This is a genomic window from Nocardioides sp. (assembly GCF_036374615.1).
Lineage (GTDB): Bacteria > Actinomycetota > Actinomycetes > Propionibacteriales > Nocardioidaceae > Nocardioides.
This window is the reverse complement of the sequence record NZ_DASUTK010000100.1, coordinates 1-25,307: the sequence shown is the minus strand read 5'-3', so window position 1 is coordinate 25,307 and position 25,307 is coordinate 1. Positions and strand designations below refer to the sequence as shown.

General features: G+C 70.9%; 25 protein-coding genes. 8 read left to right on the top strand and 17 right to left on the bottom strand.

The window, feature by feature from the left end; genetic code table 11:
* The first annotated feature begins 47 nt into the window (after positions 1–47).
* Positions 48–809, top strand: coding sequence for an SURF1 family protein (locus VFZ39_RS08000; protein ID WP_330865206.1), 762 nt, complete (start codon positions 48–50; stop codon positions 807–809).
* On the opposite strand, the gene VFZ39_RS07995 is transcribed toward VFZ39_RS08000, so the two are convergent.
* From VFZ39_RS07995 to VFZ39_RS07985, 3 genes are all read right to left on the bottom strand, one after another.
* On the bottom strand, positions 806–2,674 hold the full coding sequence (locus tag VFZ39_RS07995; RefSeq protein ID WP_414690277.1) for an ABC transporter ATP-binding protein: 1,869 nt from the start codon (positions 2,672–2,674) through the stop codon (positions 806–808). The two genes, VFZ39_RS08000 and VFZ39_RS07995, sit on opposite strands and share 4 nt — an antisense overlap.
* A gap of 23 nt (positions 2,675–2,697) precedes the next feature.
* Entirely contained in the window at positions 2,698–3,489 is a 792-nt protein-coding gene (locus tag VFZ39_RS07990; protein ID WP_330865204.1) for an enoyl-CoA hydratase/isomerase family protein, read from the bottom strand.
* A 69-nt stretch (positions 3,490–3,558) separates the two neighbouring features.
* Positions 3,559–5,157 carry an ABC-F family ATP-binding cassette domain-containing protein gene (locus VFZ39_RS07985; protein WP_330865203.1) on the bottom strand — a complete coding sequence of 533 codons (1,599 nt, stop codon included), beginning with the start codon at positions 5,155–5,157 and terminating at the stop codon, positions 3,559–3,561.
* Between the two features lie 73 nt (positions 5,158–5,230).
* Here VFZ39_RS07985 and ypfJ point away from each other — a divergent pair, with 73 nt between their 5' ends.
* A complete protein-coding gene (gene ypfJ, locus VFZ39_RS07980; RefSeq protein ID WP_330865202.1) occupies positions 5,231–6,181 on the top strand; it encodes a KPN_02809 family neutral zinc metallopeptidase in 951 nt (316 codons plus the stop codon).
* Between the two features lie 3 nt (positions 6,182–6,184).
* On the opposite strand, the gene VFZ39_RS07975 is transcribed toward ypfJ, so the two are convergent.
* The 3 genes from VFZ39_RS07975 to VFZ39_RS07965 all read right to left on the bottom strand — a co-directional run bounded on the left by VFZ39_RS07975 (position 6,185) and on the right by VFZ39_RS07965 (position 9,745).
* Positions 6,185–7,090: a phosphotransferase gene (locus tag VFZ39_RS07975; RefSeq protein ID WP_330865201.1), complete on the bottom strand. Its 906-nt coding sequence runs from the start codon at positions 7,088–7,090 to the stop codon at positions 6,185–6,187.
* Between the two features lie 172 nt (positions 7,091–7,262).
* Positions 7,263–8,834: a polyketide antibiotic transporter gene (locus VFZ39_RS07970; protein ID WP_330865200.1), complete on the bottom strand. Its 1,572-nt coding sequence runs from the start codon at positions 8,832–8,834 to the stop codon at positions 7,263–7,265.
* On the bottom strand, positions 8,831–9,745 hold the full coding sequence (locus VFZ39_RS07965; protein WP_330865199.1) for an ABC transporter ATP-binding protein: 915 nt from the start codon (positions 9,743–9,745) through the stop codon (positions 8,831–8,833). Before VFZ39_RS07965 ends, VFZ39_RS07970 begins: the two co-directional genes overlap by 4 nt.
* Positions 9,746–9,799: 54 nt before the next feature.
* Here VFZ39_RS07965 and VFZ39_RS07960 point away from each other — a divergent pair, with 54 nt between their 5' ends.
* Entirely contained in the window at positions 9,800–10,276 is a 477-nt protein-coding gene (locus tag VFZ39_RS07960; protein ID WP_330865198.1) for a GbsR/MarR family transcriptional regulator, read from the top strand.
* 9 nt (positions 10,277–10,285) lie between these two features.
* Complete coding sequence (locus VFZ39_RS07955) at positions 10,286–11,635, top strand: serine hydrolase domain-containing protein (RefSeq protein WP_330865197.1); 1,350 nt, start codon at positions 10,286–10,288, stop codon at positions 11,633–11,635.
* Positions 11,636–11,638: 3 nt separating this feature from the next.
* Here the strand turns inward: VFZ39_RS07955 and VFZ39_RS07950 are convergent, their stop codons facing one another.
* From VFZ39_RS07950 to VFZ39_RS07905, 10 genes are all read right to left on the bottom strand, one after another.
* Positions 11,639–12,262 (bottom strand): acVLRF1 family peptidyl-tRNA hydrolase, encoded by a 624-nt coding sequence (locus VFZ39_RS07950; RefSeq protein ID WP_330865196.1) that lies wholly within the window; start codon positions 12,260–12,262, stop codon positions 11,639–11,641.
* A complete protein-coding gene (locus tag VFZ39_RS07945) occupies positions 12,246–12,752 on the bottom strand; it encodes an ASCH domain-containing protein (RefSeq protein WP_330865195.1) in 507 nt (168 codons plus the stop codon). The genes VFZ39_RS07950 and VFZ39_RS07945 overlap by 17 nt, the downstream gene beginning before the upstream one ends.
* Before the next feature lie 65 nt (positions 12,753–12,817).
* Positions 12,818–13,207, bottom strand: coding sequence for a metal-sulfur cluster assembly factor (locus tag VFZ39_RS07940; protein WP_330865194.1), 390 nt, complete (start codon positions 13,205–13,207; stop codon positions 12,818–12,820).
* On the bottom strand, positions 13,204–13,653 hold the full coding sequence (gene sufU / locus VFZ39_RS07935) for a Fe-S cluster assembly sulfur transfer protein SufU (RefSeq protein ID WP_330865193.1): 450 nt from the start codon (positions 13,651–13,653) through the stop codon (positions 13,204–13,206). Before sufU ends, VFZ39_RS07940 begins: the two co-directional genes overlap by 4 nt.
* 4 nt (positions 13,654–13,657) lie before the next feature.
* Positions 13,658–14,920 (bottom strand): cysteine desulfurase, encoded by a 1,263-nt coding sequence (locus tag VFZ39_RS07930; RefSeq protein WP_330865192.1) that lies wholly within the window; start codon positions 14,918–14,920, stop codon positions 13,658–13,660.
* A complete protein-coding gene (gene sufC / locus VFZ39_RS07925) occupies positions 14,920–15,681 on the bottom strand; it encodes a Fe-S cluster assembly ATPase SufC (RefSeq protein ID WP_330865191.1) in 762 nt (253 codons plus the stop codon). Before sufC ends, VFZ39_RS07930 begins: the two co-directional genes overlap by 1 nt.
* A complete protein-coding gene (locus VFZ39_RS07920; RefSeq protein ID WP_330865190.1) occupies positions 15,678–16,013 on the bottom strand; it encodes a non-heme iron oxygenase ferredoxin subunit in 336 nt (111 codons plus the stop codon). The genes sufC and VFZ39_RS07920 overlap by 4 nt, the downstream gene beginning before the upstream one ends.
* Complete coding sequence (sufD, locus tag VFZ39_RS07915; protein ID WP_330865189.1) at positions 16,013–17,170, bottom strand: Fe-S cluster assembly protein SufD; 1,158 nt, start codon at positions 17,168–17,170, stop codon at positions 16,013–16,015. The genes VFZ39_RS07920 and sufD overlap by 1 nt, the downstream gene beginning before the upstream one ends.
* Entirely contained in the window at positions 17,170–18,588 is a 1,419-nt protein-coding gene (sufB, locus tag VFZ39_RS07910) for a Fe-S cluster assembly protein SufB (protein ID WP_330865260.1), read from the bottom strand. The genes sufD and sufB overlap by 1 nt, the downstream gene beginning before the upstream one ends.
* A gap of 11 nt (positions 18,589–18,599) precedes the next feature.
* Positions 18,600–19,274: a metalloregulator ArsR/SmtB family transcription factor gene (locus VFZ39_RS07905; RefSeq protein WP_330865188.1), complete on the bottom strand. Its 675-nt coding sequence runs from the start codon at positions 19,272–19,274 to the stop codon at positions 18,600–18,602.
* Positions 19,275–19,364: 90 nt separating this feature from the next.
* Here VFZ39_RS07905 and VFZ39_RS07900 point away from each other — a divergent pair, with 90 nt between their 5' ends.
* From VFZ39_RS07900 to VFZ39_RS07885, 4 genes are read left to right on the top strand one after another with little or no spacing between them, the layout of a single operon-like run.
* Entirely contained in the window at positions 19,365–21,722 is a 2,358-nt protein-coding gene (locus tag VFZ39_RS07900) for a xanthine dehydrogenase family protein molybdopterin-binding subunit (protein WP_330865187.1), read from the top strand.
* Positions 21,723–21,742: 20 nt separating this feature from the next.
* Positions 21,743–22,708 carry an ABC transporter ATP-binding protein gene (locus tag VFZ39_RS07895; protein ID WP_330865186.1) on the top strand — a complete coding sequence of 322 codons (966 nt, stop codon included), beginning with the start codon at positions 21,743–21,745 and terminating at the stop codon, positions 22,706–22,708.
* Positions 22,705–23,490, top strand: coding sequence for an ABC transporter permease (locus VFZ39_RS07890; RefSeq protein ID WP_330865185.1), 786 nt, complete (start codon positions 22,705–22,707; stop codon positions 23,488–23,490). Before VFZ39_RS07895 ends, VFZ39_RS07890 begins: the two co-directional genes overlap by 4 nt.
* A complete protein-coding gene (locus VFZ39_RS07885) occupies positions 23,481–24,368 on the top strand; it encodes a COX15/CtaA family protein (RefSeq protein ID WP_330865184.1) in 888 nt (295 codons plus the stop codon). Before VFZ39_RS07890 ends, VFZ39_RS07885 begins: the two co-directional genes overlap by 10 nt.
* Before the next feature lie 316 nt (positions 24,369–24,684).
* On the opposite strand, the gene VFZ39_RS07880 is transcribed toward VFZ39_RS07885, so the two are convergent.
* Positions 24,685–25,307, bottom strand: a 623-nt coding sequence (locus tag VFZ39_RS07880) for a heme o synthase (protein WP_330865183.1), incomplete at its 5' end; no start/stop codon positions are given.

Genomic DNA, 25,307 nt, shown 5'->3' with positions numbered 1-25,307 from the left:
CAGCGGGCAGCGACCGGGGGTCGAGCGGGCTCGGATAGCCTCGCCGGGTGCGAGCGTGGGGGTTCCTGCTGAGCCGGCGCTGGGTCGGCTTCGCGGTGGTCGTGGCGCTGCTCGCGTGGGGGGCGTGGTGGCTCGGGGAGTGGCAGTTCGACCGGCTCGAGGAGCGCAAGGACCGCAACGCGATCATCGAGCGCAACGAGACCCTTCCACCGGCCCCTGTCGAGGACGTCCTCCCCGCCTCGGGTGACGTGGCGGACACCGACGAGTGGCGGCTCGTCACCGCCAGCGGAGAGTACGACGTGAGCGACACCGTCATCGTGAGGTACCGCACCCGCGACGGGGCGTCGGGCGTCGACGTCGTCGTGCCGCTCGTCCTCGGGGACGGTCGGGCGGTGCTGGTCGACCGCGGCTGGGTCGCCACCGACGCGCGCGGCGTGACGGCGGCCGACGTACCCGCACCGCCGGAGGGTGAGGTGACGATCACCGGCTGGGCTCGCGCCGACGCGACCGGTGACAGCACGAGCGTGTCGGACCAGTCGACCCGGGCGATCTCCAGCGTCGCGATCGGCGAGGCGCTCGGCCGTGAGGTGCTGAGGGGGTTCCTCGAGCTCCGCTCCGAGGAGCCGGCTCCCGCGGAGTCGCTCGAGCCGGTCGAGCTCCCGGAGCTCGACAACGGCCCGCACTTCTTCTACGGCCTGCAGTGGTGGTTCTTCGGTCTGCTGGCGCTCTTCGGGTTCGGCTACCTCGCGCGCGACGAGCGGCGCCGGATGCGTACCGCTCGCGACCCGGAGCGGCAGGACGCGTCCTAGATCGGCGTCGGTGCGTCCTCCAGGAACTGGGTGCGGTACAGGTCGGCGTACAGGCCGCCCCGCGCGAGCAGCTCGGCGTGGGTGCCGGACTGGACGATCCGCCCCGCGTCGAGCACCAGGATCAGGTCGGCGTTCCGGACGGTGGACAGCCGGTGGGCGATCACCAGGCTGGTGCGCTCGGCGAGCGCGGCGTCCAGCGCTCGTTGCACCGCGGCCTCCGACTCGCTGTCGAGGTGAGCGGTCGCCTCGTCGAGCACCACGATCGACGGTGCCTTCAGCAGCAGCCGGGCGATGGCCAGCCGCTGGCGCTCGCCGCCGGACAGCCGGTAGCCCCGGTCGCCGACGACCGTGTCGAGCCCGTCGGGCAGGCCACGCACCAAGGCGGCGATCTGCGCGGCCTCCAGGGCGGCCCAGAGATCAGCGTCCGTCGCATCCGGGCGCGCGTAGCGCAGGTTGGAGCCGATCGTGTCGTGGAACATGTGGGCGTCCTGGGTGACGTAGCCGACCACGTCCTCCAGCGACTCCAGCGTCACGTCGCGCACGTCGTGGCCACCCACGCGGACGACGCCGCCGGTGGCGTCGTAGAGCCGAGCCACGAGGTGGGTGACGGTGGTCTTGCCGGCGCCGGACGGACCGACCAGGGCGATCATCTGGCCGGGGTCGGCCCGGAAGGAGATGTCGTGGAGCACCTGGCCGGAGTCGCGGCTCTCGGCGCGCGCCACGGTCTCCAGGGAGGCGAGGGAGAACTCGTCCGGCCTCGGGTAGTGGAAGCCGACGTGGTCGAACTCGAGGCTGGCCGCGGAGCGCGGCAGAGCGACCGCGTCCGGCTTCTCCTCGATGAGCGAGGGAAGGTCGAGGACCTCGAAGACCCGCTCGAAGCTGACCAGGGCGGTCATGACGTCGATCCGGACGTTCGAGAGGCTCTGGAGCGGCCCGAGCAGCCGCACCAGCAGCGTGCCGAGCGCCAGCAGGGTGCCGACGGTGAGGGTGCCGTCGACGGCCAGGTGTCCGCCCACGCCGTACACGACAGCGAGCGCCAGCGCCGGCACGGTGAGGACCGCGGCCATGAAGACCCGGGTGACGAGGGCGATCCGGATCCCGAGGTCACGGACGTGACCGGCCTTGGCTGCGAACAGCCCGTCCTCGGTGGCGCGATGGCCGAACAGCTTGAGCAGCATGGCGCCGCCCACGTTGAACCGCTCGGTCATGACATTGCCCATGTCGGCGTTGCCGTCCATCTGCTCCCGGGTCAGTGCTGCAAGTCGACCGCTCACCCATCGGGAGGTCAGCAGCAGGATCGGGAACAGGGCGAGGCACAGCAGCGTCACCTGCCAGCTCAGCGCCACCATCGTGACGCCGACCACGATCACCGAGATGATGCTGGAGACGGTGTTGGACAGCGTGGAGGTGAACGCCCGCTGGGCGCCGATCACGTCGTTGTTGAGGCGGGACACGAGGGCGCCGGTCTGGGTCCTGGTGAAGAAGGCCAGCGACTGGCGCTGCACGTGTGCGAAGACCTGGGTGCGCAGGTCGAAGATCAGACCCTCGCCGATCCGGGACGACAGGAAGCCGCCGATCACCGACAGCACCGCTCCGATGAGGGCGGTCGCCGCCATCGCGAGCGCGAGCAGCGTGACCAGCTGCGGGTCCTTGCCGAGGATGCCGTCGTCGACGATCCGCTGCACGAGCAGCGGGGTCACGACCACCAGCAGCGAGTCGACGACCGTCACGGCGAGGAAGCCGGTGATCGTGCTGCGATGAGGTCCGGCGAACCCGAGGACCCGCCGCACCGTGCCCTTCTCGACACGGCTCTTCACCGAGCTCCGGTCGGTACGCATGTGCCGCCAGGCCGGCCCCATCCCCATCGACAGCGACACGCGCGCCTCCTCTATCCGCCCATCGCGCGGGCGAGCTCTCGGAACCTCCGGATCTGCGCCTCGCGCTCGAACCGGCGCTGGTCCTCCAGCGTCCGCCCTGCTGCCGCGAGCAGCAACGCCTTGGTCTCGTGGACCGCACCGGCCATCGGAGCGGCCAGGGCGCCGACCAGGTCCGCCACCGTGTCATCGAGCTCCTCGACCCGCACCGACATCAGCGCCAAGCCCAGGTCGACCGCCTCGGTGGCGCCGATCATCCGCGCGGTCGCACAGATCTCCAACGCCCTGGCGTACCCAACGCTGTCGACCAGCGGCTTTGTTCCCGTCAGGTCCGGCACCAGCCCGAGGGTGGCCTCCTTCATCGACAGCTGCGCGTCCTCGGCCAGGATCCGCAGATCGCAGGCGAGTGCGAGCTGGAAGCCGGCGCCGATCGCGTAGCCCTGGACAGCGGCGATCGACACGAACCGCGGGTCGCGCAGGAACGTGAAGCCACGCTGGTACTCGTCGATCGTCGCCGACATCTGGTCGTCGCTCATCGACAGCAGGCTGGTGAGCGTCTCCTCCCCCTCCTCGCCACCGCGCGGGTCGAGCATGGCCCGGTCGAGGCCGGAGGAGAACGAGGGCCCCTCGCCACGGACGACGACCACCTGTACGTCGTCCGCGATCTCCTCGCCCAGACCGGCCAGCGCACGCCACATCGCTGGCGTCTGGGCGTTGCGGACCTCGGGGCGGTCGAGGGTGATCGTGGCGACCGAACCTTCCACGTCGTAGCGCAGGCCGACTGACTTCAGCTCGTCTGGCGTCATGTCCAGCATCCTCGCAGGGGAGGGTCGACGAGCCGAATCACGCCGGTCGAACCACGTCCGGTCAGGCCGTCATGCCAGCGAGACCAGGTCGGCGTAGTCCTCCGTCCAGAGATCCTCCACACCGTCGGGCAGGATCAGCACCCGGTCCGGTTGGAGCGCGGTGACTGCGCCCTCGTCGTGGGTGACCAGGACGATCGCGCCGGCGTACTCGCGGATCGCGGCCAGCACCTCCTCGCGCGACGCGGGGTCGAGGTTGTTGGTCGGCTCGTCGAGCAGCAGCACGTTGGCCGACGACACCACGAGGATCGCCAGCGCCAGTCGGGTCTTCTCCCCTCCGGACAGCACTGCCGCGGGCTTGTAGGCGTCGTCGCCGGAGAACAGGAACGAACCCAGCACCGAGCGGGCCTCGGTGTCGGTGAGCTGAGGCGCTGCGGCATGGAGGTTCTCCAGGACGGTCCGCTCGACGTCGAGCGTCTCGTGCTCCTGCGCGTAATACCCGAGCTTCAGCCCGTGTCCGGGCGTCACGGCACCGGTGTCGGGGGTGTCGACGCCGGCCAGAATGCGGAGGAGGGTGGTCTTGCCCGCACCGTTGAGGCCGAGGATGACCACCCGGCTCCCCCGGTCGATCGCGAGGTCGACGTCGGTGAACACCTCGAGGGAGCCGTAGGACTTGGACAGCTCGGTGGCCGTGAGCGGCGTCTTGCCGCACGGGGCGGGTGCGGGGAACGCGATCCGGGCCACCCGGTCGGCCCGCCGCTCCCCCTCCAGGCCGGCCATCAGCCGGTCCGCACGTTTCAGCATGCTCTGCGCCGCCTGCGCCTTGGTCGCCTTCGCCCGCATCCGGTTCGCCTGGTCGGTCAACGCCTTCGCCTTGTTCTCGGCGTTCGAGCGCTCGCGCTTGCGGCGCTTCTCGTCGGTCTCCCGCTGCTGGAGGTACGCCGTCCAGCCCAGGTTGTACACGTCGATCTCGGCCCGGTTCGCGTCGAGGTGGAGCACCCGGGTGACCGTCTGCTCGAGCAGCGCCGTGTCGTGACTGATCACGACCAGTCCACCCTGGTGCGCCTTGAGGAAGTCGCGGAGCCACACGACGGAGTCCGCGTCGAGGTGGTTGGTGGGCTCGTCGAGGAGCAGCGTGTCGGCTCCTGAGAACAGGATCCGGGCCAGCTCGACCCGTCGCCGCTGGCCGCCGGACAGGGTGCGAAGCGGTTGCTGGAGGATCCGGTCCTCGATCCCGAGGCTGTGTGCGATCTGGGCCGCCTCGGACTCCGCGGCATAACCACCGCCGGCGTGCAGCTCGGCGTCGGCGCGCGAGTAGCGCCGCATGGCCCGCTCCCGCACCGCGGGGTCGTCGCTGGTCATCTCCTCCTCGGCCGCGCGCATCCGTCGTACGACGTCGTCGAGGCCGCGTGCGGACAGGATCCGGTTCATGGCGAGCACGCCGGGGTCGCCGGTGCGAGGGTCCTGCGGCAGGTAGCCGACGTCGCCGGTGCGCAGGACCTTTCCCGCGGCCGGGAGCGCCTCGCCGGCGAGGATCTTGGTGAGGGTGGTCTTCCCGGCCCCGTTGCGGCCGACCAGTCCGACCTTGTCACCGGCGGCCACTCGGAAGGTCACGTCGGCCATCAGGAGTCGGGCACCGACCCGTACTTCGAGGTGCTGGGCGGTGATCATGAGGATGGTTAGTGTAGGGCCGCGGATCCGGCCGACGACGGCCGGACCGCGCGAACGACACAAGGGGACGGCGATGCGCTTCAACCCGAAGGCCAGGCTGGACACGTCGCGGGTCCGCGACAGCGGCCGGGGCTCCGGCGGTGGCATGGGTGGCGGGGGCATGCGGATCCCCATCCCCGGCGGCGCGAAGGCCGGCAGCAGCCTCGGCGGGCTGTTGGTGCTGGTGCTGTTCCTCGTGCTGACCCAGTGCGTGGGCGGCGGTCAGGGCGGACTGCCCCTTCCCGACACGAGCCTCGACACGTCACGGGTGGCCGAGGCGGACAGCGACCGGTACGCGAACTGCCAGACCGGCGCCGACGCCGAGTCCGACGTCGACTGCGCCCGAGTGGCGGTCGAGAACTCGTTGACCGACTACTGGGGCGAGGCGCTGCCGGCGCAGGCAGACATGCAGTTCCGGCCGGTGCAGGTGATGCGGACGTTCGGGGGCGCCGTGGGCACCGGCTGCGGCCAGGCGACGTCCCAGGTCGGGCCGTTCTACTGCCCGCCCGACGAGGGCATCTACCTCGACACCACCTTCTTCGACCAGGTGCTGCAGCAGCAGCTCGGCGGACCGGCCGGTGAGTTCGTCGAGCCCTACGTCCTCGCCCACGAGTACGGACACCACATCCAGAACGTGATGGGGACGATGGGACAGGTCCGCACCCAGCGCGGGCCGGAGAGCGACGCCGTCCGGCTCGAGCTCCAGGCCGACTGCTACGCCGGCATGTGGACCCGCAACGCCACCGGCACCGACGACCAGTCCGGCGTACCCCTCATCCTCGAGCTGTCCGAGGAGGACATCAACCAGGCGATCGCGGCTGCCAAGTCGGTGGGCGACGACCGGATCCAGGACCAGACCACCGGCCGGGTCAACCCGGCGGAGTGGACCCACGGCTCGGCCGAGCAGCGGCAGCGCTGGTTCATGGTCGGGTACCAAGAGGGGTCGCTGCAGGCCTGCGACACGTTCAGCGCATCGCAGCTGTGAGGCTCAGCCCTCCACCAGGGCCTCGATCAACGGGTACTGCCGCTGCAGGGTCCGCAGGTGCGGCGCTACGGCCGGGTGTCGGAACTTGGCGGCCAGGGCGCCCTCGCCGCCCGACACGCGCTCCAGCGCCCACTCCGCGCGGTTGAGGGCGGTGTAGACGGCAGTGACCCGGGCCCCGAGCAGCACCTCGTCGTACTCCGCGACCTCGGGGTCGAGACCCATCAGGTAGGCGTCGAGCAGCGGATCGAACTCCTCGCGAGCGGCCAACGCGTACTGGCCGAGGTCGCTGCCCACCGGGCCTACGCCGAGCGTCGCCCAGTCGATCGCGACCACCTCGTCCGCGACCCGCCCCGGCAGGTTCACCGGAGTCGCGTCCCCGTGCTGGGCGACCCGCGGCAGGGACTCGACCCTCTCGAGGAACGCGGTGCGCCGCTCCCAGAGATGGTCTGCGACATCGGCGATGGCGGTCCTGGCCAAGGTGGGCCACCCGCCCCGCCGCTCCACCCTCGCCAACCGGTCGCGCAGCTGGTGGCGGGCCAGGAACCGGGGCCGGGCGGTGAGGCTGCCGGCGAACCGGCCCAGAGCCATCGCGACGAAGAGCCCGCTGCTCGCGGCATCCTCGACCCACTCGCGTGTGATCGTGATGCCGTCGGGGTCCTCCTCGACCGCCGCCGGAACCGCGCGCAACCCCGACGTGCCCCCAAGGATTCCGGTGGAGAGGACGTCGGCCTCGCGCCGCCAGTAAGCGAAGTGCTCGGGGTCGCTGAACTCTGCCGGGTCGTGTCGGGCCGGTCGCGCGAGCCGCTTGATGACCACCGGCTGCTCGCCCAGGGCGGCGCGCCACACCCCGACGGTCGACGTTCCGGTCCCGCCGGTCAGCGGATGCCAGTGCGGCTCCGGCTCCCACATGGTGGGGACCTAGTGTCCCGTGCGCGAGACCTCTAGGCGCTTCGCGCCCCCACAGCACACACTTCGCTGCGTTGGCGTCGCTCGAAGTACGCCCAGTAGTCCCGCGCTCCGCCGCCTTGCGCTGCACGCACTTTGAAGACGCCAAGCATCAAGAGGCCTCACGCACGAGACACTAGCCGACGTCGCGCCTCGTGAACGCGAACCAGCCACCGGCGCTCAACAGCGTGGCGGCCCCCAGGACGGCCGCGAAGGCACCGACGTCGAACGACTCGACCGGCACGGAGGCCAACCGCTCGAACGGCGACAGCGATCGCAGCCTTTCCGGGAAGCGCAGGATCTCCGCGAACACGAGCACGACCACGGCGTACGCCAGCCCGAGCCAGCCGAGGGTGGCCAGCCGCGGCGCGAGCCCGTACAACAACCGCGTCAGCCCGGCCAGCACCAGCACCGCCGGCAGCCAGGTCAGGCTCTGCCAGATGAACGTGCCGATCTCGCTCGCGTCACCGGTCACCAAGGCGTAGGCGCCGCCGAGCCCCAGGCCGCCTGCGCCGACCACTACCGCACTGCCGACTACCGTCACGCAGACCTGACTCAGCAGCCACCGGGTCCGCGACGTCGCGGTCGCAAGGACGACCTCCGCATGGCCGGCGTCCTCCTCACCCCGGGGACGCAGCGCCGAGGAGATCGCGAAGCCGGACGCGAGGAGCGCCAGGATCGTCATCGCCATCGCGAAGAACCCGTCGACGAGGTCGCCGCCAGCGGCCACCATCACCTCGCGCGCCGCGTCGCTGTCGCCCATCAGGTCGCCGGCGTCGTTGCCGATCGAGCCGTACGCCAGCCCGGCCGCGAGCAGCCCGAGCGACCAGCCGATGACCGCGCCGCGCTGGAGCCGCCACGCCAGCGACCACGAGCTGCGCAGCGCCGGGTGCGCCCGGGCGGGTCCGGGCCGCGACGCGAAGACGCCCGCTCCGATGTCGCGGCGCTCGAACACGGCGTAGGCGACCAGAACGGTGACGAACGCCGCTGATGCGAGCAGCAGTGCCGGCCACCAGCGCAGGCCGGAGAAGGCGTACATCTGCTGGTACCAGCCGATCGGGCTCAACCAGCTCAGAGCCTCGTTGCCCACGTCGCCGACCGCGCGGAGTGCGTACGACGCCGCGATCACCAGACCGGTGAGGCCGTACATCGTGCGGGTGCCGGCCGTGAGCTGCGCGGCCACCAGCGCGACCCCCGTGAAGACCAGGCCGCACAGCGTCAGCCCGACGCCGAGCGCCACCGAGTCGGCGACCGCGAGCGGTACCGAGATCAGGCTGACGGCGACCAGCCCGCCTACCAGGGTGTTCGCGATCGCAGCGACCAGCAGCGCCGCGGTCATCGGCGCCCGGCGGCCGACCACGCCCGCCCTGAGCAGCTCGTCCCGCCCGCTCTCCTCCTCGGCGCGGGTGTGGCGTCCGACGATGAACATACTCATCAGGCCGACCACGATCGCCCCGAACGCGGCCGACTGCCACGTCACCTGCCCGCCGACGGTGTTGAGCGCTCGGGCAGGTCCGGCCATCGCGATCAGCGCCGGGTTCGACTCCATCATGGTCGCGGCCCGGTCGAACTCCGCCTGCGTGGAGTAGAGCTCCTTCACACTGATCGCCTGGCTCCAGTAGAGGAGCGTGCCCCCGAGCGCCCACCACAGCAACGGCCAGCGCTCGCGTCGCAGGAACGCCCGCACCAGCACCCCGGTCCCGGTCATGTCGACGTCGGCTCGACGGCCTGCGGGAGCTCGTCGCCGTAGTGCCGCAGGAAGAGCTCCTCCAGCGTCGGCGGGGTCGCGGTCAGGGTGCGGACCCCCGCCCGGTGCAGCACACCGACGGCCTCGTCGAGGGCTGCGGTGTCGACCTCGAACCGCACCCGGTGCCCTTCGGCGACGAGGTCGTGGACCCCGTCGAGAGAGGCCAGGTCAGCGGCGGGTCCGGCCAGCTCGGCGGCGACCGAGGTCCGCGTCAGGTGCCGGAGCTCGGCAAGCGTCCCGCGCTCAACGGTGCGGCCGGCCCGGATGATGCTCACCCGGTCACAGAGCCGCTCCACTTCGGCGAGGATGTGACTCGAGAGGAGCACGGTCCGGCCCCGCTCCTTGAACTCGTCGATGCAGTCCTGGAAGACGGCCTCCATCAGCGGGTCGAGGCCCGACGTCGGCTCGTCGAGCAGCAGCAGCTCGACGTCGGAGGCCAGCGCGGCCACCAGCGCGACCTTCTGCCGGTTCCCCTTGGAGTAGCCCCGCGCCCGCTTCGTCGGGTCGAGCTCGAACCGCTCGACCAGCTCGTCCCGGCGTCGGGTGTCCACACCCCCCCGGAGCCGGCCGAGCAGGTCGATCACCTCGCCACCGGTGAGGTTCGGCCAGAGCGTGACGTCGCCGGGCACGTACGCCAGACGGCGGTGCAGGGCGGCGGCGTCGCGCCATGGGTCGCCGTCGAGCAGCAGGACCTCCCCGCGGTCCTTCCGGAGCAACCCGAGCAGCACCCGGATCGTGGTCGACTTGCCGGCGCCGTTCGGTCCGAGGAAGCCGTGGACCTCCCCCTCGTCGACCGTCAGGTCCAGGCCGTCGAGGGCCTGCGTCGCCCCGAAGCGCTTGTCCAGTTGCCTGATCTCGATCGGTGCACTCACGACGACGAGCGTACACAACTTTCAGAACTTTCTAAATTCTGTGATACTGCAGTCATGACGGACCCCACCACCCGCTACGTCGAGCGGATGGGCGCCGCCCTCACCGCGGCCGGCCTGCAGCGGCTGCCCTCCCGTGTCTTCGCCGCGCTGACCGCGGACGAGGACGGCCGGATGACCTCCGCGGAGCTGGTCGACGCCCTGGGCGTCAGTCCCGCATCGGTGTCGGGTGCCGTCCGGTACCTGGCGCAGATCGGCTTCGTCCACCGCGAGCGGGAGCGCGGCGGGCGACGCGACGTCTACGTCGTCGACGACGACGCGTGGCTGCAGGCGATGCTGCGCGAGGACCAGCTCTACGGGCCGATGATCACCGCACTCGAGGACGCCCTGGACCACCTCGATCACGAGTCGCCGACCTATCGTCGACTGCGCCTGATGCGAGAGTTCCTCGTGTTCGTGGGACGCGAGATGGAGGGTGTCGCCGAGCGTTGGCTCGCGCACCGCGCCGCGTACGAGCGGGAGGTCAAGGGCTAGCGTCGTGGCGTGACCACCGCACTCCCCGACCAGACCGTCCGCTCCCTCCGTCGTACCGCGCTGGACCGACAACGCACCGGCCGCGTACCGGGTCTGTACGCCGCAGTGCACCGTCGGGGCGACGTGCTCTGGGCAGACGGGATCGGTGTTGTCGAGGTCGGCGCCCAGCGCTCCCCCGGGCCGGACGACCAGTTCCTGATCGCCTCGAACTCGAAGACGTTCACAGCGGTGATGGTGATGCAGCTGCGCGATGAGGGACGACTGAGCCTCGACGACCGGATCGCCGACCACCTCTCCGAGATCACCCATCCGACCACCGTGCGACAGGGCCTGGCCCACGTCTCCGGTCTGCAGCGTGAGCCGGTGGGCAACGTCTGGGAGACGTTGCAACAGCCGACGACCGAGGAACTGCTCCGGGGCTTCGCCGACGTCGAGGCGGTGGGCCGTCCGCACGACCGCTGGCACTACTCGAACGTCGTCTACGCCGTGCTCGGCGAGCTCGTGGCCCGCCTCGACGGTCGCTCGTGGGAGGACTCGCTCCGTGTCCGGCTGCTCGAGCCTCTGGAGCTGCGGCGGACATCCGTGGGGTTCGACGACGGCGCCCGGGCGACCGGCTACTACGTGGCGCCGTACGACGACGTGCCTCGCCCCGAGCCGGTCATCGACCTGCACGCGATGGCACCCTGCGGCGGTCTGGCCAGCACCGCGCGGGACCTCGTGCGGTGGTCGGCCTTCGTCGCCGACCCCGACCCGGGGGTGCTCTCGCCCGACACGATGGAGGAGATGTGCCAGCCCCAGGCGCTGCGCGACGTGGACGGCTGGACCGGGGCCATGGGACTCGGCTTCTTTCTGGCCCGCTCTTCCGCCGGCCGGACCTGGGTCGGGCACACCGGCGGGATGCCGGGCCACATCACCGGCGTCTTCACCCACCGGGAGTCCGGGACCGGAGCGCTGGTGCTGATGAACGCCTCCGTGACCCCCGCGCCCGACCTGTTCGCGGTGGAGCTGGGCGACCGGGTCGTGGCCGACGTCCCTGACGAGCCCGAGCCGTGGTCGCCCGGCACCGAGCTGCCGGAGGAGCTCGCCGGCCTCCGCGGCGTGTGGTTCCTGGAGGGATCTCCGTTCGTGTTCTCGGTCGTGCATGGTCGGCTGGAGGCGCGGCCGCAGGGCGCACCCGCAGCGAGTCCCCCGTCGGTGTTCGAGAAGGTCGGCGAGGACCGGTACCGCACCGTCAGCGGCCGCGAGCGGGGCGAGCTGCTGCTCGTCACCCGGGACGACTCGGGCGTGCCGACGAAGCTCAACTGGGCCACCTACCGCGCGACCCGCGAGCCGCTCGCCTTCGGCGAGTCCCCCGGCTGACGCTCAGGCGTTGTGGACCTCGATGGCCACGGCCTGGGCGTCGGCGATCGCCGCGTCCAGCTCGCGCCGGCGCGGGTCCGGGACCGGGAGCCAGGGGTCCACGACCGTGAGGCCGCTACGTCGCAGGTCGGCCAGTCGCGCGTCTGCGAGCACCGAGTCCACGGCGGCGTGGTCGCCACCGGTCACCAGGGGGCCGGAGCGCAGGATCCGGGCCGCGTGCCCGGCGGCCGCCTCGTACGCCTCTCGCGACTGGTTGTCGCGTCGCCGGGCGAACCGCTGCTGGCTCTGCCCGCCCGCCTTCGTGCGGCCCTGGACGTGCCGCTGCCCCACCTTGTGCTCCACCATGGCGGATCCCCCGAGGCGGGCGACCGCGAACCCGCCCTTGCGCACCAGCAGCACGCCCCAGACCGACGGCGGCACCGCGGCAGCGGCGAACGCGACGGGGTCGGCCGGTCCGCCGTACGTCCGGTCGAACGGAAGCCGGGCCACGAAGGTCGACCCGTCGGGAGCCGTCCCGTGCAGCGCGCCGTCGCTGGTCAGTGCGACGCCGCCGTGCCTGGCAGCGAAGTTCTCGACCCAGCGACCCAGCCGCTCCACCGGGACGAGGACGTCAGGCCTGGTAGACAACCTTGAACCGCTCGAGCACCACCGGCATGTCCGGCGCGAACCCGCGGTCGTGTGCCGCGTGCTCGGTGAAGAACCGCTCGTGGACGTCCCGCCAGTGGGCCAGGGAACGATCACCCTCGCCCTCCAGCCAGGCGTGCTCCTCGTCCACCTCATCGAACGGCACCACGGTCACGTCGGTCGTCTCGATCAGCGCGCGCGGGTGCCCGGCACCGTCCAGGATGATGCTGAGCGTCCCGGACTGCGGGAGCTCCTCCCCCTCGGCGTCGAAGTCCCAGAGGGCGGTCGACGTGGCGGTCTTGGTGCCGTCGAGGACCAGCCGCAGCAGGCCGTCAGCGTGCTCCGGCGTCGCGCCGAACGACCACGCCGGCGGTGGGACCACCTCGAGCGTGGTCGGACCGAAGTACGTCGGGGCTGCGTTCAGCTTCGCGTGGAACCGCGCGAGGTTCCAGAAGGCCTCGACGTCGGTCGGCGGCTCGGTGTCGGTGTTCACACCGCCACCGTACGCGGCGTCGGGAAGGACCGACTCCGCCCGCCTGCTCCGGATCAGAGTTTCGCTCAGACGTTGAAGCCGAGCGCGCGCAGCTGCTCGCGGCCGTCGTCGGTGATCTTGTCGGGACCCCACGGCGGCATCCAGACCCAGTTGATCAGCACGTCACCGACGAGCCCCTCGAGGGCGCTGTTGGTCTGGTCCTGGATCACGTCGGTCAGCGGGCACGCGGCCGAGGTGAGCGTCATGTCGAGGACGCAGTTGCTGTCGTCGTCGAGGTGGACGCCGTAGACGAGGCCGAGGTCGACCACGTTGATGCCGAGCTCGGGGTCGACGACGTCCTTCATCGCCTCGGTCACGTCGTCGACGGTGACGGTCGCGGTGCCGCCACCCGACTGTGCCTCCGGCACCTCGGGCAGGTCCGTATGGTCGGGCGTGTGAGCCGGGTTGGTCGTCATGGCTTCTCCTCCAATGCCTGCGCGGTCGCGTCCTTCCACGCCATCCACGACAGTAGTGCGCACTTGATACGGGCCGGGAACTTCGCGACGCCGGCGAAGGCGATGCCGTCCTCGAGCACGTCCTCGTCGGGCTCCACCTGGCCCTTGCCCTGCATCAGGGTCTGGAACGTCTCGTGCACGCCCATCGCGTCGTCGACGGACTTGCCGATCACCAGGTCGGCCAGCACCGATGCGGACGCCTGCGAGATGGAGCAGCCGACGGCGTCGTACGACACGTCCTCCACCACGCCGTCGTTCACGTGCACCCGCAGGGTGACCTCGTCGCCGCAGGTCGGGTTGACGTGGTGCACCTCGGCCTCGAACGGCTCACGCAGGCCCGCGTGGTGCGGGTTCTTGTAGTGGTCCAGGATGATCTCCTGGTACAGGTTGTCCAGATCCGTGCTCATGGGATCACCCCAACCTGAAGTAGGACCGGACGTATTCCAGCCCCTCGATGAAGGCGTCGATCTCGCCCGGCGTCGTGTAGAGGTACGACGACATCCGGGTCGAGCTCTGGACCCCGAACCGGGCGTGAGCCGGCTTGGCGCAGCTGTGGCCGGCGCGCACGGCGACGCCGCGCGAGTCGAGCACCTGCGCCACGTCGTGCGGGTGGACTCCGTCGATCTCGAAGCTGATCGCACCGCCGCGCAGGGTCGGGTCGGTCGGGCCCAGAACAGTCAGCCCGGGCACGGTCGACATGCCCTCGAGCGCGTACCGGGTGATCGCCTGCTCGTGGGCGTGGATCGCGCCCATCCCGACGTGACCGAGGTAGTCGACGGCCGCGCCGAGACCCACCGCCTCGACGATCGGTGGAGTGCCGGCCTCGTACTTGTGCGGCGCCTTGGCGTACGTCGAGCGCTCCATCGTGACGGTCTCGATCATCTCTCCGCCGCCGTGGAACGGGGGCAGTCGGTCGAGCAGGTCCGCCTTCCCCCACAGCACGCCGATCCCGGTCGGACCGACGCACTTGTGGCCGGTGAAGGCGACGAAGTCGGCGCCGCTCTCGACCACGTCGACCGGCAGGTGCGGGACCGCCTGGGCGGCGTCCACGATCACCACCGCGCCCACCTGGTGCGCCCGCTCGGCGATCTGCCGGACCGGGTTGATCGTGCCCAGCATGTTCGACACCCATGCCAGCGAGACGACCTTGGTCCGCTCTGTGATCAGGTCGTCGATGCGGGAGAGGTCCAGCAACCCGTCGTCGGTGATGCCGAACCAGCGCAGGGTCGCACCGGTCCGCTCGGTCAGCAGCTGCCACGGCACGATGTTGGAGTGGTGCTCCATCTCGGTGATGAGCACCTCGTCGCCCGGCCCCACCCGCAGGTCGCCGTCGGCCCAGGCGAACGTGTTCGCCAGCAGGTTGAGCCCCTCGGTGACGTTCTTGGTGAAGATCACCTCGTCGCGCGAGGGCGCGCCGATGAACCCGGCCACCTTGTCGCGGGCCGCCTCGAACGCCTCGGTCGACTCCGAGCCCAGCGTGTGCATGGCGCGGGCGATGTTGGCGTTGTGCCGCTCGAGGTGGTCGACCATCGTGTCGATGACCACCTGCGGCTTCTGTGAGGTGTTGGCGCTGTCGAGGTAGACCAGCGGCTGCCCACCCGCGACCGTGCGCGCGAGGATCGGGAAGTCCTTGCGCAGGACCTCCAGATCAGGGAGCAGACCGGGGAGCGACATCAGACCGCCGCAGCCTTGACGTACTTGTCGTAGCCCTCGGCCTCGAGCTGGTCGGCCAGCTCGGGGCCGCCCTCGTCGGCGATCTTGCCGGCGACGAAGACGTGCACGTAGTCCGGCTTGATGTAGCGCAGGATCCGCGTGTAGTGCGTGATCAGCAGAACCGCCTTGTCGTCGTCCTCGGCGAACCGGTTGACGCCCTGCGAGACGACCTTGAGCGCGTCGATGTCGAGGCCGGAGTCGGTCTCGTCGAGGACCGCCACCTTGGGGTCGAGCAGCTCGAGCTGTGCGATCTCGTGGCGCTTCTTCTCACCGCCCGAGAAGCCCTCGTTGACGTTGCGCTGCGAGAACGACGGGTCGAGGTCGGCCTTCTCCATCGCGGCGTTGACGTCCTTGATCCAGGTCCGCAGCTTGGGTGCTTCACCGTCGATCGCGGTCTTGGCCGTGCGCAGGAAGTTCGCCACGGACACGCCCGGGACCTCGACGGGGTACTGCATGGCGAGGAACAGCCCGGCCCGCGCGCGCTCGTCGACCGTCATCGACAGCACGTCCTGGCCGTCGAGGGTCACGGAGCCGCTGGTGTTGGTGTACTTGGGATGCCCCGCGATCGAGTAGGCGAGGGTCGACTTGCCGGACCCGTTGGGACCCATGATCGCGTGCACCTCGCCGGCCCGGATGGTGAGGGTGACCCCCGTGAGGATCTCCTTCGCGCCGTCCTCGGTGTCGACGCTGACGTGCAGGTCCTTGATCTCCAGGGTGCTCATGAGGGGGTAACTCCGTTCAGGGTGGTCTCGGTGTCGACGTAGACGTCTCCACCACGGACGTCGACGGGGAAGGTGGTCACGGGCTCGGTGGCGGGGAGGCCGGTGGGCTTGCCGGTGCGGAGGTCGAAGCGCGAGCCGTGCAGCCAGCACTCGACAGTGCAGTCCTCGACCTCACCCTCGGAGAGCGCGACCGCGGCGTGGCTGCACATGTTCTGGACGGCGAAGACTTCCTCGCCGTGGCGGGCGACCGCGACCTCGTACGCGCCGATGGTGACGCCGAGCGCCTCGTCCTCGGCCACCTCGCTCAGCGAGCACGCTCGTTCGAACGCCATCACAGCACCTTCCCGCTGACGTTCTTCGAGAGCTCGGCCTCGACGATCCGCACCAGGCGCTCCTCGATCGCGGGTACGCCGATCTTGCGGATCAGGTCGTTGAAGAAGCCGTGCACGACGAGCCGGCGCGCCTCCTTCTCGTCGATCCCGCGCGAGCGCAGGTAGAACAGCTGCTCGTCGTCGAACCGACCGGTCGCCGACGCGTGGCCGGCTCCCTCGATCTCCCCGGTCTCGATCTCCAGGTTCGGGATCGAGTCGGCCTGGCAGCCGTCGGTGAGGACCAGGTTGCGGTTCTCCTCGAACGTGTCGATGCCTTCCGCGACCTTGCGGATCAGCACGTTGCCCACCCAGACGGTGTGGGCGCCCTGCCCCTGCAGCGCGCCCTTGTAGCTGACGTGGCTGCGGGTGCGCGGGGCCGTGTGGTCGGCGAAGAGCCGGTGCTCGATGTGCTGGCCCTCGTCGGCGAAGTAGAGGCCGAGCAGCTCCGCGGAGCCACCGGGTCCGTCGTAGTCGACGTTGGTGTGCATCCGGACCAGGTCGCCGCCGAACGAGAGCGCGGCGTGCTTGACCGCCGCGTCGCGCCCGACCCTGATGGCGTCGCGTCCGAGGTGGACGGCGTCGTCGTCCCAGTCCTGGATGGTGACCATGGTGAGGTCGGCTCCGTCGCCCACGACCACCGAGGTGCAGACGCAGTAGCGGGCCGAGCCGGTGTGCTCGAGCACGAGCGTCGCCCGGGCGTGGTGGCCGACCCGGACCAGCAGCTGGCTCCACACCAGGGTGTCGGCGTGGTCGCCGTGCAGCCGGACCAGGATCGGCTCGTCGGAGCTCCAGTCCGCCGGGACGTCGATCACCCGGCAGGCACCCGAGCGCTCGACGGCCAGCGCGGCCGGCAGCTCGTTGGGCGGCAGGTGCTCCGCGCGGGCGTCCGCCGACGCGAGCACCGACGTGGTGATGCCGTCGGGCAGCGTGGTCTCCCACGACAGCTCGGCATCCGACTCCTCGCCGTCGAGGATCCCGCGCAGCCGCTTGAGCGGCGTGAAGCGCCAGGTCTCCTCGCGACCGGTCGGGGTCGGGTGGTCCGCGAGGTCGTACGACGCAGGCGGGTTGAGGTGGCTCTCGACACGGTTCAGTTCGAGAGCCTCGGCCACTGCCGTCATCAGCCGACGGCTCCTTCCATCTGGAGCTCGATCAGGCGGTTGAGCTCGAGGGCGTACTCCATGGGCAGCTCCTTGGCGATCGGCTCCACGAAGCCGCGGACGATCATGGCCATCGCCTCGTCCTCCTGCATGCCGCGCGACATCAGGTAGAACAGCTGGTCCTCGCTGACCTTCGAGACGCTCGCCTCGTGACCCATGGACACGTCGTCCTCGCGGATGTCGACGTACGGATAGGTGTCGGAGCGACTGATCTGGTCGACCAGCAGGGCGTCGCACAGCACGTTGGACTTCGAGCCGTGCGCGCCCTCGTTGACCTGGACCAGCCCGCGGTACGACGTACGGCCGCCGCCCCGCGCCACCGACTTGCTCAGGATGGAGCTCGAGGTGTGGGGCGCCGCGTGCACCATCTTGGCGCCGGCGTCCTGGTGCTGGCCCTCGCCCGCGAAGGCGATCGACAGCGTCTCACCCTTGGCGTGCTCGCCCATCAGGTAGACGGCGGGGTACTTCATCGTGACCTTCGAGCCGATGTTGCCGTCGACCCACTCCATGGTCGCGCCCGCCTCGCACGTCGCCCGCTTGGTGACGAGGTTGTAGACGTTGTTCGACCAGTTCTGGATGGTCGTGTAGCGGCAGCGACCGCCCTTCTTCACGATGATCTCCACGACGGCGGAGTGCAGCGAGTCCGACGAGTAGATCGGCGCGGTGCAGCCCTCGACGTAGTGCACGTAGGCGTCCTCGTCCACGATGATCAGCGTCCGCTCGAACTGGCCCATGTTCTCGGTGTTGATCCGGAAGTAGGCCTGCAGCGGGATGTCGACGTGGACCCCGGGCGGCACGTAGATGAACGAGCCACCCGACCACACCGCGGTGTTGAGGGCGGCGAACTTGTTGTCGCCGACCGGGATCACGGTGCCGAAGTACTCCTGGAACAGCTCCGGCTGCTCCCTGAGCGCGGTGTCGGTGTCGAGGAACAGGACGCCCTTCTCCTCGAGGTCCTCGCGGATCGAGTGGTAGACGACCTCGGACTCGTACTGCGCCGCGACACCCGCGACCAGGCGCTGCTTCTCGGCCTCGGGAATGCCGAGCCTGTCGTAGGTGTTCTTGATGTCCTCGGGGAGGTCCTCCCACGACTGCGCCTGCTTCTCGCTGGAGCGCACGAAGTACTTGATGTTGTCGAAGTCGATCCCGGAGAGGTCGGAGCCCCACGTGGGCATCGGCTTGCGCCCGAAGAGCTTGAGGCCCTTCAGGCGCAGGTCGAGCATCCACTGCGGCTCGGACTTCTTGCCCGAGATGTCGCGGACGACCGCGTCGTTGAGGCCACGCGTGGCGTCGGCCCCGGCGTCGTCGCGGTCGGCCCATCCGAACTGATAGCGCTCGCGAAGCCCCTTGAGCTCGGGGTTGAGCTCTTCGATGCTCAGGTTCTGGGAGGTCACTGCGTCTTCCTCTCATTGGAGACGTCCGGGATACACGTGGTGCAGACGCCGTCGCCGTGGGCGATCGTGGCGAGCCGCTGGACATGGGTGCCGAGGATCCGGCCGATCGCCTCGGTCTCGGCCTCGCACAGCTGGGGGAACTCCTGCGCGACGTGGGACACCGGGCAGTGCTGCTGGCACAGCTGCTCACCGATGCGCTGGTCGGCGAGGGGCAGCTCGCGCACGCTGGCGGCGTACCCCTCGTCGGTGAACACCTTCGCCAGCGCCTCGGCGGGTGACAGGCTCGGGTCGTCGGCCACGACGCGTCGGTAGTCGCGCTCGATGAACGACATCCGCCTCCGCGCGAACGCGAGCACGGCCTCGTCACCGGCCGTCTCGGCCAGGAACCGGAGCGCGTCGGCCGCCAGGTCGTCGTACGCCTGGTCGAACGCATCGCGACCGGCATCGGTCAGCGCGAACGCCTTGGCGGGCCGGCCACGGCCACGGTGACCGTAGACCCGCTGGTCCCGCGGCTCGACGACGCCCTCGGCGACCAGATGGTCGAGATGGCGGCGGACCGCGGCGGGTGTCAGCTCCAGCTGTTCGGCCAGCGAGGCGGCCGTCGAGGGTCCGTTGACCAGGATCGCGCGTGCCACGCGATCCCGGGTCGGGTGGTCCTCGATGATTTCCACAACATCAGTGTGCCTTTATTGGTTGGAGCGATTCAAGTAAGGGGGGCCTTACCTTCCGGCGCTCCTCCGCCCTGACCCTAGGCTGCGCACATGTCTGGATCGATCCTCGGCACCGCGGTCCGCCGGGTGGAGGACCCCGAGCTGTTGCGTGGCCGGGGCAGCTTCGTCGACAACGTGGCCCGCGCCCGCGCCGACACGCTTCACGCGGTGTTCGTCCGGAGCCCGTTCGCCCACGCCGAGATCACCGCGGTCGACATCGACGCGGCGGCCGCTTCCCCGGGCGTCGTCGGCGTCTTCACCGCCGCGGATCTCGGCGCGACGCCGGTGCCGCTCTTCGCCCAGGCGAACGACGCCGTGCCACGCTACGCGCTCGCCAAGGGCCGGGTGCGGTACGTCGGCGACCCCGTCGCGCTGGTGGTCGCCGAGACCCGGGCGCAGGCGGTGGACGCGACCGAGCTGGTCGACGTCGACTACGCACCGCTGCCGGTGGTGGTCGACCCCGAGGCGGCGGCCGAGCCCGGCGCCCCCGAGGTGCACGAGGAGCTGCCCCGCAACATCGCGATCCGTCGGCTCGGCGAGGGCGACCCGCTCGATGACGCCGAGGTGGTGGTGCGGGCGCGGATCGAGAACAACCGGCTCGCCACCGCACCGATCGAGGGCAACGCGATCCTGGCCGACCCGACTCCTGACGACGCCGGGCACCGGCTCACGGTCTGGGTGTCGACCCAGCACCCCCACCTCGGGCAGCGGCTGTTCTCGAAGATCACCGGCCTCGACCGGCAGGAGATCCGGGTGATCGCGCCCCACGTCGGCGGCGCCTTCGGCGGGAAGGCCGGCGTCTCGCCCGACCACGCCGCGGTCGTGTGCGCGGCGCTCGCCCTCCGCCGTCCGGTCGCGTGGACCGAGACCCGCAGCGAGGCGATGCTCTCGATGCACGGCCGCGGCCAGGTGCAGTACGCCGAACTGGGACTCACCCGCGCCGGAGTGATCACCGGCCTCCGCGCGCGGGTCGTCGGTGACTGCGGTGCCTACGCCGGCTTCGGGGGCAGCTTCGCCGCGGGCTCCACCCGCACCATGGGTCAGGGCCCCTACCGGATCCCGCGCGTGCGTTGGGACGGGCTGAGCGTGGTCACGAACACCGCACCGGTGGGAGCCTTCCGCGGAGCCGGACGCCCCGAGGCGGCAGCCCTCATCGAGCGGATGCTCGACCTCGCCGCCGACGAGCTCGGCCTGGCCCCCGAGGAGATCCGCCGCCGCAACTTCGTCTCGCCCGACGAGTTCCCGTGGACCACGCACGCGGGCGCGACGTACGACTCCGGCGACTACGACCTGCCGCTGCGCGAGGCGCTCCGCCTGGCCGACGTCGAAGGGGCGCGCGCCGACCAGGCGCGCCGGCGCCGCGCGGCGGACCCCCGGCAGCTCGGCATCGGGATCGCGTCGTACGTCGAGATCACCGGGTTCGGCGGTCAGGAGATCGGCGTCGTGGAGATCCACGAGGACGGGTCGGCGACGGTCCGCTCAGGTACCTCCGCCCACGGACAGGGGCACGCGACGGCGTTCTCGATGATCGTGGCGGAGCGGCTCGGGCTGGACCTCGAGCGGATCAGCTACGAGCAGTCCGACACCGCGCTCGTGCCGCGCGGCGGCGGCACCGGCGGAGCTCGCTCGCTCCAGATGGGTGGGCAGGCGGTCTCGCAGGCAGCTGGCGAGCTGTTGGAGCGCGCCCGCGAGCTCGCCGCCGAGCTGCTCGAGGCCTCCCCCGACGACGTGGAGGTCGCCCAGGGCGGGCTGGCGGTCCGAGGCGTCCCGACCAGCTCGGTGAGCTGGGGCGACCTGGCCGCACGTGCCGCCGAGCGCGGTGAGCCGCTGGCCGTCAGCTCCGACTTCAAGCAGGAGCACGCGACCTTCCCGTTCGGCACCCACGTGGCGATCGTCGAGGTCGACACCGAGACCGGCCTGGTCACTCCCCTGCGACACGTCGCGGTGGACGACTGCGGTCGCGTGGTCAACCCGCTGCTGGTCGCCGGGCAGCAGCACGGCGGCGCGGTGCAGGGCATCAGCCAGGCACTGTGGGAGGAGTTCGTCTACGACGACGAGGGCACACCGCTGACCTCGACGTTCGCCGACTACGCACTGCCGACCGCTGCGGACACGACGATGATCGAGGCTCACAGCACCGAGACCCCGACGCCGTACAACGACCTCGGGGTCAAGGGGATCGGCGAGGCGGCGACGATCGGCGCGACCCCCGCCGTGCAGAACGCGGTCGTCGACGCCCTCTCCCATCTCGGGGTGCGGCACGTCGACATCCCGTGCACCCCGGCCCGGGTGCACGCCGCCCTGCGAGCGGCCGAGGCGGGCGACACCGATCCCTGGCGCGAGCCGCCCGCTGTGTTCTCCGACACCACCGTCGTCGACGAGGAGGCGCCCGACGACGTCGAGGTGTGACGCGTTCCTAGACTGTGCCGGTGCCCGCGCCCCCAGCGTCCGACGAGCCAGCCGGCGACGAGCCGGCCGTCTCGATCGCCGGCCTGGTGATGCGCTACGGCGACAAGATCGCCGTCGACGACCTCTCGCTCACGGTCGAGCGGGGGTCGATCACCGCGGTCCTCGGTCCCAACGGCGCCGGCAAGACCACCACGCTCGAGACGTGCGAGGGGTACCGACACCCGCACCTCGGCACGGTCCGGGTGCTCGGTCTGGACCCGCGCCGCGACCGGCGCGCCCTGCTGCCCCGGATCGGCGTGATGCTGCAGTCCGGCGGCGCCTGGTCCGGGGTGCGTGCCCGCGAGATGCTCGACCACGTCGCCCGGCTGCACGCCCACCCGCTCGACACCGACCTGCTCAGCGAGCGGCTCGGCCTCGATGACTGCGGTCGCACCCCGTACCGGCGACTCTCGGGTGGACAGCAGCAGCGGCTCGGGCTCGCGATGGCGCTGGTCGGGCGACCGGAGCTGGTGTTCGTCGACGAGCCCACGGCGGGGATGGACCCGCAGGCCCGGCGTACCACCTGGGCGCTCTTGTCGGAGCTCCGTGCCGACGGCGTCACGGTCGTGCTGACCACCCACTTCATGGAGGAGGCCGAGCGGCTGGCCGACCGGGTGCACATCATCGACCGGGGCCGGCTCGTGGTGAGCGGTTCGCCGCTGGAGCTCACCCGGGGCGGGAAAGTCTCCACCATCCGGCTGGTCGTCACCAAGCCGTTCCCGGCCGGCGCCCCGAGCTCGCTCAGGCAGCGGCTGGGCGAGGCGATCGAGGTGACCCAGCTCGACGACGTGAGCCTGGTGGTCACCGGCCCCGCCGACTCGACCACCCTCGCCAAGGTCTCGGCCTGGTGCGAGGAGCACGGGGTGCTGCCGGAGACCCTGTCACTGGGCCAACGCACCCTCGAGGACGTGGTCCTCGAGCTCACCGGGCGCGAGCTGGTCCCGTGACGGCCACCTCGTCGGGCACCTTCGCGCCCAGGCCGGGCTCCGCTCCGCTCGGCCGGATGGTGCGCGCTCAGGCGTCGATGGAGACCCGGCTTCTGGTGCGCAACGGCGAGCAGCTGCTGCTGGCGATCGTGATCCCGGTGATCGTGCTGGTGGGCGCCGTGGTCGGCGCCGACCGGCTGGGACTCGACGTCGGCCGCCGACCGGTCGACGTACTGACCCCCGGGGTGCTCGCGCTCGCGGTGATGTCGACGTCGTTCACGTCCCTGGCGATCTCCACGGGGTTCGAGCGGCGGTACGGCGTACTCAAGCGGCTCGGCAGCTCGCCGCTCCCGCGCTCCGGGCTGCTGCTCGGCAAGGTGGGGGCCCTGCTGCTGGTCCAGGTCGGCCAGCTCTTCGTACTGAGCTGCGTCGGGCTGGCGCTGGGGTGGCAGCCGTCCCCCGGTGGTGCCGGCCTGCTCGGGTTCGTGCTCGCCGTGCTGACGGGCACCTTCGCCTTCGCGTCGCTCGGGCTGTTCCTGGCCGGCGTGCTGCGGGCGGAGGCGACCCTGGCGGCGGCCAACCTGGTGTACCTGCTGCTGCTCGCCGGCGGAGCGGTCGTGCTCCCCGCCTCGTCGTACGGCGACTTCGGCGCGATCGCCCAGTGGTTGCCGTCCGGCGCGCTCGGCGAGGCGACCCGCGCCTCCCTCACCGACGGCCGGCTGCCGGGAGTGGAGCTGGTGGTGCTGCTCGCGTGGGGCGCCCTCGGCACAGTCCTCACAGCGAGGACGTTCCAGTGGGAGTGACCGATCTCGACCTGTCGCCCCAGGTGCGCCGGCTCGGGTGGGCGACGCTGGTCGCCAACATCGGGCTGGTCGTGACCGGCGGCGCGGTCCGGCTCACGGCGTCGGGACTGGGCTGCCCCACGTGGCCCCGCTGCACGGAGGAGTCCTTCACTCCGCACGGCGCCCTCGACATGCACTCCGCGATCGAGTTCGGCAACCGGTTGCTGACGTTCGTGCTGGCGGCGATCGCGATCCTGACGTTCATCGCCGCCTGGCAGACCCGACGCCGCGACCTGCGGGTGCTGGCCTTCGTGCTGGGCGTCGGCATCCCCGCCCAGGCAGTGATCGGCGGGCTGACCGTTCTCACCGACCTCAACCCGTGGGTGGTCTCCTTCCACCTGCTGTGCTCGCTGGCCATCATCGGCCTGGCCGTGCTGTTCCTGTGGCGGCTGGACCGGCCCGAGCCGGAGCCGGTGGGCGGGCCAGTGGTGACCCTGGCGTGGCTGGTGTTCGCGGCCGGCTGGCTGGTGCTGTACGTCGGCACCGTGGTCACCGGCTCGGGACCGCACGCGGGCGACCTCGACGTCCCCCGCAACGGGCTGGACCCGTTGCAGCTGAGCCAGCTGCACGCGGACGCCGTCTTCCTCCTCGTCGGGCTGACCGTTGCGCTCGTGGTCGTCGCCCCGCCGGGCGCGCGGCGCGCCGCCGGGGTGCTGCTCGCGATCGAGCTCGCGCAGGGGCTGATCGGCTTCGTCCAGTACTTCACCGACCTGCCGATCGTGCTGGTGGGGTTCCACCTGCTCGGCGCGGCCCTGATCTCCGCCGCGATGACCTGGAGCCTGCTCGCCGTCCGGGAGCCGGTGAGGGTCGACCGGCCGCACGTGGCGACAGCGCCCTGATCCGGACCCCCGTGGCCGGACCGTGACGCTGTCACCAGTAACGACGTCGCAGCAGCCGGTTTGGTTGCCTTGTTCCCGAACTTTTCTCGATTCCTCTTCCGTGAGCCCTCACTTGCGCACCCCCACACCCGCCCGAGCCGTCACTTGCGCACCCCCACACCCGCCCGAGCCGTCACTTGCGCACCCCCACACCTGCACGAGCCGTCACTTGCGCATCCCCTCGGCACCCGAGCTGTGAGGTTCGGTGCCGGCTGGGAGTTTCCGCGCCGACAACGAGTGACGGGTCAGTGGATCTGGGCCGACAACAAGTGACGGGTCAGCGCATGAGCAGCGGGTCGAGGGCGACCGCGACGAACAACAGCGACAGGTAGAGGTTCGAGGAGTGGAACAGCCGCATCGGCTGGATCCGCGTGAGGTCCTCGGTGCCGCGGGTGCGGCGCAGGAGCTTGTGCGCCTCGACCAGGAACACCGCACCCAGCACCGACGCGGCGACGGGGTAGAACATGCTGGTGTCAGCCACCGGCCAGAGCAGCAGCGACGTCGCCACCATCACCCACGAGTAGACGACGATCTGGCGCGCGACCACCTGCGCCGGCGCCACGACCGGCAGCATCGGCACGTCGACGTTGGCGTAGTCCTCGCGGTAGCGCAGCGCGAGCGCCCAGGTGTGCGGCGGCGTCCAGAAGAACACGACCGCGAACAGCACCACCGGCACCCACGACAGCTCGCCGGTGACCGCCGTCCAGCCGATCAGCGCCGGGAAGCAGCCGGCCAGCCCGCCCCAGACGATGTTCTGGGTGGTGCGCCGCTTCAGCAGCATCGTGTAGACGAACACGTAGAACGCGTTGGCGAGCACCGAGAGCGCGGCGGAGAGCCAGTTGACCCACACCGCCAGCACCACCGTCGACAGCACGGCCAGCACCGTCGCGAACATGAGGG

What these genes read in the sequence shown, in the direction of transcription:
- ypfJ (WP_330865202.1), top strand. Translation starts at nt 5,231, where the DNA reads ATGCGCTTCAACCCGAAGGCCAGGCTGGACACGTCGCGGGTCCGCGAC.
- sufC (WP_330865191.1), bottom strand. Translation starts at nt 15,681, where the DNA reads ATGAGCACCCTGGAGATCAAGGACCTGCACGTCAGCGTCGACACCGAG.
- VFZ39_RS07900 (WP_330865187.1), top strand. Translation starts at nt 19,365, where the DNA reads ATGTCTGGATCGATCCTCGGCACCGCGGTCCGCCGGGTGGAGGACCCC.
- sufD (WP_330865189.1), bottom strand. Translation starts at nt 17,170, where the DNA reads ATGACGGCAGTGGCCGAGGCTCTCGAACTGAACCGTGTCGAGAGCCAC.
- VFZ39_RS07975 (WP_330865201.1), bottom strand. Translation starts at nt 7,090, where the DNA reads ATGTGGGAGCCGGAGCCGCACTGGCATCCGCTGACCGGCGGGACCGGA.
- VFZ39_RS07940 (WP_330865194.1), bottom strand. Translation starts at nt 13,207, where the DNA reads ATGACGACCAACCCGGCTCACACGCCCGACCATACGGACCTGCCCGAG.
- VFZ39_RS07970 (WP_330865200.1), bottom strand. Translation starts at nt 8,834, where the DNA reads ATGACCGGGACCGGGGTGCTGGTGCGGGCGTTCCTGCGACGCGAGCGC.
- VFZ39_RS07960 (WP_330865198.1), top strand. Translation starts at nt 9,800, where the DNA reads ATGACGGACCCCACCACCCGCTACGTCGAGCGGATGGGCGCCGCCCTC.
- VFZ39_RS07985 (WP_330865203.1), bottom strand. Translation starts at nt 5,157, where the DNA reads ATGATCACCGCCCAGCACCTCGAAGTACGGGTCGGTGCCCGACTCCTG.
- VFZ39_RS07920 (WP_330865190.1), bottom strand. Translation starts at nt 16,013, where the DNA reads ATGGCGTTCGAACGAGCGTGCTCGCTGAGCGAGGTGGCCGAGGACGAG.
- VFZ39_RS07990 (WP_330865204.1), bottom strand. Translation starts at nt 3,489, where the DNA reads ATGACGCCAGACGAGCTGAAGTCAGTCGGCCTGCGCTACGACGTGGAA.
- VFZ39_RS07995 (WP_414690277.1), bottom strand. Translation starts at nt 2,674, where the DNA reads ATGGGGATGGGGCCGGCCTGGCGGCACATGCGTACCGACCGGAGCTCG.
- VFZ39_RS07930 (WP_330865192.1), bottom strand. Translation starts at nt 14,920, where the DNA reads ATGTCGCTCCCCGGTCTGCTCCCTGATCTGGAGGTCCTGCGCAAGGAC.
- sufU (WP_330865193.1), bottom strand. Translation starts at nt 13,653, where the DNA reads ATGAGCACGGATCTGGACAACCTGTACCAGGAGATCATCCTGGACCAC.